9 protein-coding genes are annotated in these 8,964 nt (G+C 70.8%); 1 reads left to right on the top strand and 8 read right to left on the bottom strand.

The features are described 5' to 3' along the window. Window positions 1–98: 98 nt before the first annotated feature. The 8 genes from R6V09_RS38695 to mgrA all read right to left on the bottom strand — a co-directional run bounded on the left by R6V09_RS38695 (window position 99) and on the right by mgrA (window position 8,537). Window positions 99–734 (bottom strand): SRPBCC family protein, encoded by a 636-nt coding sequence (locus tag R6V09_RS38695; RefSeq protein WP_317886159.1) that lies wholly within the window; start codon window positions 732–734, stop codon window positions 99–101. Beyond that, window positions 731–1,624 (bottom strand): AAA family ATPase, encoded by an 894-nt coding sequence (locus R6V09_RS38690; RefSeq protein WP_317886158.1) that lies wholly within the window; start codon window positions 1,622–1,624, stop codon window positions 731–733. Before R6V09_RS38690 ends, R6V09_RS38695 begins: the two co-directional genes overlap by 4 nt. Next, window positions 1,621–2,502: an XdhC family protein gene (locus tag R6V09_RS38685; RefSeq protein WP_317886157.1), complete on the bottom strand. Its 882-nt coding sequence runs from the start codon at window positions 2,500–2,502 to the stop codon at window positions 1,621–1,623. The genes R6V09_RS38690 and R6V09_RS38685 overlap by 4 nt, the downstream gene beginning before the upstream one ends. Before the next feature lie 11 nt (window positions 2,503–2,513). After that, complete coding sequence (locus R6V09_RS38680) at window positions 2,514–4,910, bottom strand: aerobic carbon-monoxide dehydrogenase large subunit (RefSeq protein ID WP_317886156.1); 2,397 nt, start codon at window positions 4,908–4,910, stop codon at window positions 2,514–2,516. Continuing rightward, on the bottom strand, window positions 4,907–5,446 hold the full coding sequence (locus R6V09_RS38675; protein WP_317886155.1) for a (2Fe-2S)-binding protein: 540 nt from the start codon (window positions 5,444–5,446) through the stop codon (window positions 4,907–4,909). Before R6V09_RS38675 ends, R6V09_RS38680 begins: the two co-directional genes overlap by 4 nt. Before the next feature lie 2 nt (window positions 5,447–5,448). Then, window positions 5,449–6,330 carry an FAD binding domain-containing protein gene (locus R6V09_RS38670; RefSeq protein ID WP_317886154.1) on the bottom strand — a complete coding sequence of 294 codons (882 nt, stop codon included), beginning with the start codon at window positions 6,328–6,330 and terminating at the stop codon, window positions 5,449–5,451. A gap of 106 nt (window positions 6,331–6,436) precedes the next feature. Next, window positions 6,437–7,432, bottom strand: a complete 996-nt coding sequence (locus R6V09_RS38665) for a Dyp-type peroxidase (protein ID WP_317886161.1) — start codon at window positions 7,430–7,432, stop codon at window positions 6,437–6,439. Between the two features lie 61 nt (window positions 7,433–7,493). Beyond that, a complete protein-coding gene (gene mgrA, locus R6V09_RS38660) occupies window positions 7,494–8,537 on the bottom strand; it encodes an L-glyceraldehyde 3-phosphate reductase (protein WP_317886160.1) in 1,044 nt (347 codons plus the stop codon). A 145-nt stretch (window positions 8,538–8,682) separates the two neighbouring features. Here mgrA and R6V09_RS38655 point away from each other — a divergent pair. Further along, window positions 8,683–8,964: LLM class flavin-dependent oxidoreductase (locus R6V09_RS38655; RefSeq protein ID WP_317886153.1), on the top strand; the 282-nt coding region annotated here is incomplete at its 3' end.

The following is an 8,964-nucleotide window of genomic DNA, read 5'->3' as shown; positions in this document are numbered from 1 at the left end:
GGTCGGGCCCACCGGCACGCCGTGCTCCCTGAGCCGGGCGGCCAGCGCGGTGGCGAAGGCGGCCCGGTCGACGGCGGGCAGAAGCGGGCCGCTCGGCCTCATCGGACCAGGAGGTAGACCACCACGGCGACGACGACGGCCGCGACGACGACGGGGGCCAGCCGCTTGTACACCGACGCACCGGCCACCCGCATCAGGTCCAGCGGCTCGGCCGGCGCCGGCGGTGCCACGGCTGTCGGGACCGTCTCCGGCACTGCCTCCGCCTCCGGTTCGGCCTCCGGCTCGTCCTGCGTCGCCAGCAGTTGCGTTTCCACGTTCGCCACGAACTGCGCGAACAGCTTCTCCGAGATCTCCTTGATCATTCCGCTGCCGAACTGGGCAAGCCTGCCGCTGATGTTGAGGTCCGTGCTGACCGTCACGACCGTGCCCGCGCCCTCGCCGCGCAGCCGGGCGTCGACCGTCGCGGACGCGTTGCCGCCCCCGCGCATGTCCTTGCCGGCCGCGCTGATCACGGCGTGGTGGGCGGCCTCGTCCCGCTCCACGAAGCGTGCCGTCCCCGCGAACTGGCTGATCATGGGCCCGACTTTGACCCTGACCTTGCCCCGGTGGACGTCACCGTCGACGCCGGTGAGTTCGGCGCCGGGCATGCATGGGGCGAGGGCCTCCAGATCGGTGAGCGCCTTCCAGGCCCGCTCGACCGGCACACCGACGCTGAACTCGTTGTCGATCTTCATGGTCTCCTCGCTTCTTCGGGATAGCCGAGTGCGTCGAGGGCCCCGACGACGGCGGTGCGGTCGTCGGGGCTCTTGGCGACCGTGCTGAGCGTGCGGACGATGTCGTCGCGGGCCAGCCGCGAGACCCGCAGAGCCGCGAGGGCGGAGACCCAGTCGATGGCCTCCGCCATGCCGGGTGCCTTGTCGAGGTCCAACTCGCGTACCCGGCCGATGAATTCGGTGGTGGACGCGATCAGCGGCTCGTTCGCGGCCGGTACCGTGCGGCGCAGGATCTCCGCCGTGCGTTCGGGCGTCGGGAAGTCGATCCAGTGGTAGAGGCAGCGCCTGCGCAGCGCGTCGTGCAGTTCGCGGCTGCGGTTGGAGGTGAGCACCACGACGGGCGGCCGTACGGCGGTGAAGGTGCCCAACTCCGGGATACTGATGGCGGATTCGCCCAGGAACTCGAAGAGCAGCGCCTCGAACTCGTCGTCGGCCCGGTCGATCTCGTCGATCAACAGCACGGGTGGCAGCGGGCCTTGATGGCGCACCGCCCGCAACAGCGGCCGGTCGAGCAGGAAGTCCGCGCTGAACAGGTCGGCGTCGGACAGCTCCCGCCCGTGCGCCTCGGTCAGCCGGACGGCGAGCAACTGGCGCTGGTAGTTCCACTCGTACAGCGCCTCGCCCGCCGTCAGCCCCTCGTAGCACTGCAGCCGGATCAGCGGGGTGCCCAGGGCCTTGGCGAGGGCTTTGGCGGCACTGGTCTTGCCCACGCCGGGCTCGCCCTCCAGCAGCAGTGGCCGGTCGAGCAGTGTGGCGAGGAGGAGGGCGGTCGCCGTACCGTCGTCGACGAGGTGGCCGACCTCGTCGAGCCGCCGCCGTACGTCATCGGCGTCCGCGAAGAGTTCGCTCACCCGGTGGCCCGCCCACCCGCGGACCAGCGGTCCCGGCAGCCCGTCCCGCAGAACCAGAACTCGCCCTCGCCGGTGGTGAGACGGAGTGTCCCGGGGCCCACGGTCACGGTCATGCCACACACCGGGTCCACGGCCTGCGGAGGGTGCTCGGGCACGGGGGCCTTCGCCGCATGTACGACTCGGACCACGTCCGCGAGGATCGACAGCGCGATCTCGGCCGGCGTACGGGCGCCGATGTCCAGCCCGGCCGGAGCCTGGACGCGGGCCCGTTCCGCCTCGGTCAGGCCGAGTTCGTCGAGGAGGGCGGCGGCGCGGCGGTGGCTGGCGACCAGCGCGATGTGCCCGACACCCGCGTCCAGGGCGGCGCGCAGGGACTCCGCGTCGCCCCGGCCCTGCCCGGCCACGATCACCGCCGCCGTGTGGTCGCAGGGCGGGCCGTCGGGCAGGGAGCGTGCGGTGGCATAACCCAGCAGGGCGGCGAAGGCCACGCAGGCCTCCGCCACCGGCGTGGTTCCGACGATCTCGATCAGCGGCGGTGGCAGCACCGGCTCCAGGAAGATCTCCAACGCGCCGCCGGACAGGCAGGGGTTGATGACGACCCGTGCCCCGGGCGTCTCGGGGAACTCGGCGTCCCCCTGCGGCAGGACGCGCAGCAGCAGCGGTCCGCCGTCGTGCAGGGCGCCGAGCGCGGCCGTACGGACCGAGCCCTCGGCGCACTGGCCACCGACGAAGCCGTCGATGGTGCCGTCGCCGTGCACGATGGCCTCGTCGCCCGGGTGTGCCGAGGAGGGTGCCTGGGCCCGCACCACGCGCGCGTGGACGAACGGCACGCGCCGCTCGGTGAGTTCGAGGGCCCGCGCACTCAACTTGCCGGTCATCGCGACCACCTTCAGATCGGCGGAGTGGGTCGGCCCTGCATCGCTTCCCACACCCGCGAGGGTGTGAGCGGCATGTCCGCGTGCCGGATGCCGTACGGCTTCAGGGCGTCGACCACCGCGTTGACGATGGCGGGCGGCGAGCCGACCGTCGCGGACTCGCCGACCCCCTTGGCGCCGATGGGGTGGTGCGGGGAGGGTGTGACGGTGAACCCGGTCTCCCAGTCGGGGACTTCGAGCGCGGTCGGGATCAGGTAGTCCATGAGCGAGCCGCTGAGGCAGTTGCCGTCCTCGTCGAAGGAGATCATCTCCATCAGCGCCATCCCGACCCCGTCGGTGAGTCCGCCGTGCACCTGCCCCTCGATGATCATCGGGTTGATCCGGGTGCCGCAGTCGTCGACCGCGACGAAGCGGCGGACGGTCACCTTCGCCGTGCCCGGGTCGATGTCGACGACGCAGATGTAGGCGCCGTGCGGGTAGGTGAGGTTCTCCGGGTTGTAGCAGATCTGCGCCTCAAGACCGCCCTCCACACCCTCGGGCAGATCGCCCGCGCCGTGTGCCCGCATCGCGATGGCCTGGATGGTGACCGATGCCTCGGGGTCGCCCGCGACATGGAAGGAACCCTTCTCCCACTCCAGGTCCGCGACCGACACCTCCAGCATCCCGGAGGCGATCAGCCGTGCCTTGTCCCGCACCTTGCGGGCGACCAGCGCGGCGGCGGCGCCCGAGACGGGGGTGGAGCGGCTGCCGTAGGTGCCCAGGCCGAAGGGGGTCTGGTCGGTGTCGCCGTGCACCACGTCGATGTCCTGTGGCGGGATGCCGAGTTCCTCGGCGACGATCTGCGCGAACGTCGTCTCGTGCCCCTGCCCCTGCGACTGCACCGAGAGCCGCACGACCGCCTTCCCCGTCGGATGCACGCGCAGTTCGCAGCCGTCGGCCATGCCGAGGCCGAGGATGTCCATGTCCTTGCGGGGGCCCGCGCCGACCGCCTCGGTGAAGAACGAGACGCCGATGCCCATGAGTTCACCGCGGGCCCGCTTCTCGGCCTGCTCGACGCGCAGGGCGTCGTAGCCGGCGAGTTCCTTGGCCAGTTCCATGGTGGGCGCGTAGTTGCCGGAGTCGTAGACCCAGCCCGTCTTGGTGCGGAAGGGGAACTGCTCGGGCCGGATGAAGTTCTTCATCCTCAACTCGACCGGATCCATGGCGAGTTCGTACGCGAGGCAGTCGACGATCCGCTCGATCAGGTAGACGGCCTCGGTGATGCGGAACGAGCAGGCGTAAGCGACCCCGCCCGGCGCCTTGTTGGTGTAGACGGCGGTCATCTTGCAGTGGGCGGCTTCGATGTCGTAGCTGCCGGTGAAGACGCCGAAGAAGCCGGCCGGGTACTTCACGGGAGCGGCGGTGCCGTTGAACGCGCCGTGGTCGGCGAGTACTTGGGTGCGGACGGCAAGGATCCTGCCGTCGTGGGTGGCCGCGATCTCGCCGCGCATCACATAGTCGCGGGCGAAGCCGGTGCTGATGAGGTTCTCCGCGCGGTCCTCCATCCACTTCACCGGCTTGCCGGTCAGCAGCGAGCCGACGATCGCGCACACGTAACCGGGGTAGATCGGCACCTTGTTGCCGAAGCCGCCGCCGAGGTCGGGGGAGACGACCCGGATCTTGTGCTCCGGCAGGCCGGCGACGATCGCGTAGAGGGTGCGGTGGGCGTGCGGGGCCTGGGTGGTGGACCACAGGGTGAGGCGGCCGTCGACCTGGTCGAAGTCCGCGACCGCGCCACAGGTCTCCATCGGCGCCGGGTGCACACGCGGGTAGACGATGTCCTCGGTGACCACGACGTCCGCACGGGCGAACACCGCCTCGGTCTCGGCCTCGTCGCCGGTCTCCCAGTCGAAGCAGTGGTTGTCGGCCTTGCCCTCCAGGTCGTCGCGGATGACGGGCGCGTCGGGGGAGAGGGCGGTGCGTACGTCGATCACCGGGTCCAGCGGCTCGTACTCGACGTCGATCAACTCCAGGGCGTCCCGGGCCGCGTAGCGGTCCTCCGCCACGACGAAGGCGACCTCCTGGCCCTGGAAGCGGACCTTGTCGGTGGCGAGGACCGCCTGCACGTCGTTCGAGAGGGTCGGCATCCACGCCAGGCCCTTCTCGGCGAGCATCGCCCCGGTGACCACCAGCCGGACCTTCGGGTGGGCCTCGGCGAGCGTGGTGTCGACGGAGAGGACGCGGGCGTGCGCGAACGGCGAGCGCAGGATGGCCAGATGGAGCATGCCGGGCAGGTCGAGGTCGTCGACGTAGCGGCCCTTGCCGCGGACGAAGCGCGGGTCCTCCTTGCGCAGCATCCGGCCGTGGCCGCAGGGCTTCTGGTCGTTGTCGACGAACGCGGTGCGGTGGCCGTTCTCGGAGACGGCGGTCATGACGCGCTCCCCGAAGCCGAAGCCGAAGCCGAAGCCGAAGCCGAAGTGGCCTGTGTTTCGAGGGACGTTCGGGTCCCGGCCTCCTCGGCCGCCGCCCACCGGACCGAGCGGACGATGGTCGCGTAGCCGGTGCAGCGGCAGATCTGCCCGGAGATCGCCTCGCGGATCTCCTGGTCGGAGGGGTCGGGATTGCGGTCCAGGAGGGCACGCGCCGTCATCATCATGCCGGGCGTGCAGAAGCCGCACTGCAGGCCGTGGCACTCGACGAACCCGCGCTGCACCGGGTCGAGTTCACCGTTCTGTTCGAGCCCCTCGACGGTCCGCACCTCGTGCCCGCCCGCCATCGCGGCGAGCACGGTGCAGGACTTGACCGGCTCGCCGTCCAACCACACCACGCACGTACCGCAGTTGCTGGTGTCGCACCCCCAGTGGGTGCCGGTCAGCCGGAGGTGGTCGCGCAGGAAATGGACCAGCAGCAGCCGCCCTTCGATCTCCCGGGTGACCTCTTCGCCGTTGACGACCATGCTGACCTGCACGATCACACCTCCTGTCCGTCGATGCGGGCCACGGCCCGGCGCAGCACGCGCACGGTCAACTCCCGTGCCAGATGGCGCTTGTACTCGGCGCTGCCGCGCCGGTCGGTCACGGGGGAGCAGGCCTCGGCGGCGATGACCCCGGCCTGTCCGTACAGTTCCTCCGTCGGGCGCCGGCCGCGCAGGGCGTCGGCGATGCCGGGGATTCCGGCCGTGTTGGGGCCCACGGCGGCGAGCCCGACCCGGGCGTCGGCGATCAGCCCGTCACCGTCCAGCCACACCGCGGCACCGGCCGACACCACCGCCCAGTCACCGGCCCGCCGTTCGACCTTCTCGTACGCGCTGGACCCGTTCGGGCGGACCGGGAAGCGGACCTCGGTGAGGATCTCGGCGTCGCCGACGGCGGTCTCGTACGGCCCCTGGTGGAAGTCCCCCATGGACACCACCCGTTCGCCGCCCGTGCCCTGGATCACGCAGCTCGCGTCGAGCGTCGTGCACACCGCGGAGAGGTCCTCGGACGGGTCGGCCTGGCAGAGGGAGCCGCCGAGCGTGCCCCGGTTGCGCACCACGGGGTCGGCGATGACGCGCTCGGCGTCTCGGAACACCGGGAAGGCGGCGGCGAGTTCGTCGGACTCCAGCAGCTCGCGGTGGCGGGTCATCGCGCCGATGCGGATCAGCCCGGGTTCGACACGGACGTAACCCAGTTCGTCGTGCAGGTCGTTGATGTCGATCAGGTACTCGAAGTTGGCCAGCCGCAACTTCATCATCGGGATCAGACTGTGCCCGCCGGCCACCAGTCGTGCCGTGTCGCCCAGCCGGTCGAGCAGCGCGACCGCCTCGCCCACGCTGCCGACCCGCTGGTACTCGAACGGAGCGGGAACCTGCATACCGCAATCCCCCTGTCCTGCACGGCAGTTGGCCGGTCGGCCGGGTGCCGTGTCCGGGCCTCATTGGGCGCCCGGCGGACGGGGGTGTCAACGGCTGGTTAACCGTTCACTTAAGTTGCTCGTCCCGGGGAGCCGGGGAATCGGGCAGGTCGTCGAGGAAGTCCGCGGACGGCACGAAGAAGAGGCTTCCGGTGACGGCCGTGGAGAAGTCCAGGATGCGGTCGTGGGAGGCGGCGTCCGTGCCCAGGAACATGTTCCGCAGCATCTGCTCGGTGACCGAGGGCGTACGGGCGTACCCGATGAAGTAGGTGCCGAACTCGCCCTGACCCGCGCTGCCGAACGGCATGTTGTCGCGCAGGATCTTCCGCTCGGTGCCGTCCGGGCCCGTGATGACGTTGAGCGCGATGTGCGAGTCGGCCGGCTTGACGTCGTCGTCCATCTCCATGTTGGTCAACTTCGTGCGCCCGATGGCCCGTTCCTGCTGCTCCACCGGCAGCGCGTTCCAGGCGGCCATGTCGTGGACGTACTTCTGCACGATCACATAGCTGCCGCCCGCGAACTCCGGGTCTTCGCCGCCCACCACCACCGCCTGGCGGGCCGCCGCCCCGACGGGGTTCTCCGTGCCGTCGACGAAGCCCAGCAGATCCCGTACGTCGAAGTACTGGAACCCGGACACCTCGTCGCGCACGGAGACCGCGCCGCCCAGCCGCCCCATGATCTCGGCGGCCAGCTCGAAGCACAGGTCGGCCCGTACGGCCTTGATGTGGAACAGCAGGTCACCCGGGGTGGAGACGGCGGTGTGGCGGGCGCCGGCGAGTTCGCGGAACGGATGCAGCTCGGCGGGGCGCGGGCCCTCGAACAGCCGGTCCCACACCTCCGACCCGACGCCGGTCACACAGCTGAGCCGCCCGTCCGGCGCGCGGAACCCGATGGACCGGATCAACCCGCCCAGATCGGCGAGGAGTTCACGTGTGGTCTCCTCGCCGCCGGGCTCCACGGTGACGACGAGAAAGGTCGCGCTGGGAGTCAGGGACTCCAGCACCGCCTGCGTGGTCGGGGCGATCCGGTCGTTACTGATGCCGTCTGTGCCCTCAACTGTCATCTGCTCCACGCCTCCGCTGTGTCCTGGGAGGTGCCGACCACCGAGGCCGGCACCTTGAGACTCAGCCGAGTTTCCCAGTACGCGCGTCCCGCCACAGGTCCACCCCGCCGTCGACGGCGTACGAGTCGATCTCGGCCAGCTCCTCGTCGCTGAAGTCGAGGTTGTCCAGCGCGGCCACGTTCTGTTCCAGCTGCTCCGTGCGCGAGGCGCCGATCACGAGCGAGGTCACCCGCTCGTCGCGCAGTGCCCAGGCGAGCGCCATCTGCGCCAGGGTCTGACCGCGCTTGGCCGCGATGTCGTTCAGCGCGCGCAGCCGCCGCACCATGTCCTCGGTCAGCCAGCCAGCGTCGAACGACGTGCCCAGCGCGGCCCGCGACCCCTCCGGAATCCCGTCCAGGTACCGCCCGGTCAGCAGCCCCTGCGCCAGCGCCGTGAAACCGATGACCCCGAAGCCCTCGTCCTGCGCGGCGTCGAGCAGCCCGTCGTGCTCGATCCAGCGGTTGAGCATGCTGTACGACGGCTGGTGGATGAGCAGCGGCGTGCCCAGCTCGCGAAGGATGGCCGCGGCCTCCCGGGACCGCTCGGCGTCGTAGGAGGAGATGCCCACGTAGAGGGCCTTGCCCTGGCGGACGGCGGTGTCCAGCGCGCCCATGGTCTCTTCGAGCGGGGTGCCGGCGTCGAGGCGGTGGGAGTAGAAGATGTCCACATAGTCGAGGCCGGTGCGCTTGAGGGACTGGTCGAGCGAGGCCAGGACGTATTTGCGGGAGCCGCCGCCCTGGCCGTAGGGGCCGGGCCACATGTCCCAGCCGGCCTTGGTGGAGACCACCAGCTCGTCCCGGTACGGCGCGAGGTCCTGCTTCAGCAGTCGGCCGAAGTTGCTCTCGGCGGCGCCGTAGGGCGGGCCGTAGTTGTTCGCCAGGTCGTGGTGGGTGATGCCGAGGTCGAAGGCGCGCAGCGCGATCTCGCGCTGCGTCTCGAACGGCCGGTCGTCACCGAAGTTGTGCCAGTAGCCCAGCGACAGCAGGGGCAGGTCGAGCCCCGAGCGGCCCGTGCGGCGGTAGCGCATCGTGCTGTCGTAGCGCCCCGGATCTGCGATGTGGTTCACCGCGCCAACTCTGCCCGCGCCCGCCGCGCGCGTCCAACCGATCCCGGTCATCGGATTCAGCAGCGCCGACGCATAATCCGGCAGCGGATCGCTGAGCGGACCGCTGCTGTTCGACGGCCCCTCGTTCGTCCCTAGGGTCCTTTTCATGAACTGCGACATATCGGTGGGCGTCGACTCAGCGGGCCGCGACCGGGAACCGCTGCGCGTCGGCGTGCGCATCCCGCCCTGCGACCGGGCGGACCGGGTGGCCCGGACCGTACGACGGGCCGAGGAGCTCGGCTTCGACCAAGTGTGGTTCCCCGACTCGCAGTTGCTGTGGCGGGACGTGTTCACCACCCTCACCGCCGCGGCCTTCGCCACCGAGCGGATCGGCCTCGGCACCGCCGTCACCAACCTGGCCACCCGGCACCCGTCCGTCGTGGCGTCG

Origin of the sequence: Streptomyces sp. W16, from assembly GCF_033194735.1 — a bacterium.
Lineage (GTDB): Bacteria > Actinomycetota > Actinomycetes > Streptomycetales > Streptomycetaceae > Streptomyces.
The sequence above is the reverse complement of the archived record's forward strand: the minus strand, read 5'-3'. Positions and strand labels throughout refer to the sequence as shown.

Bases quoted from the DNA above. Each gene is read 5' to 3' on its own strand.
- R6V09_RS38680 (WP_317886156.1), bottom strand. From the start codon at position 4,910: ATGACCGCCGTCTCCGAGAACGGCCACCGCACCGCGTTCGTCGACAAC.
- R6V09_RS38695 (WP_317886159.1), bottom strand. From the start codon at position 734: ATGAAGATCGACAACGAGTTCAGCGTCGGTGTGCCGGTCGAGCGGGCC.
- R6V09_RS38670 (WP_317886154.1), bottom strand. From the start codon at position 6,330: ATGCAGGTTCCCGCTCCGTTCGAGTACCAGCGGGTCGGCAGCGTGGGC.
- R6V09_RS38665 (WP_317886161.1), bottom strand. From the start codon at position 7,432: ATGACAGTTGAGGGCACAGACGGCATCAGTAACGACCGGATCGCCCCG.
- R6V09_RS38685 (WP_317886157.1), bottom strand. From the start codon at position 2,502: ATGACCGGCAAGTTGAGTGCGCGGGCCCTCGAACTCACCGAGCGGCGC.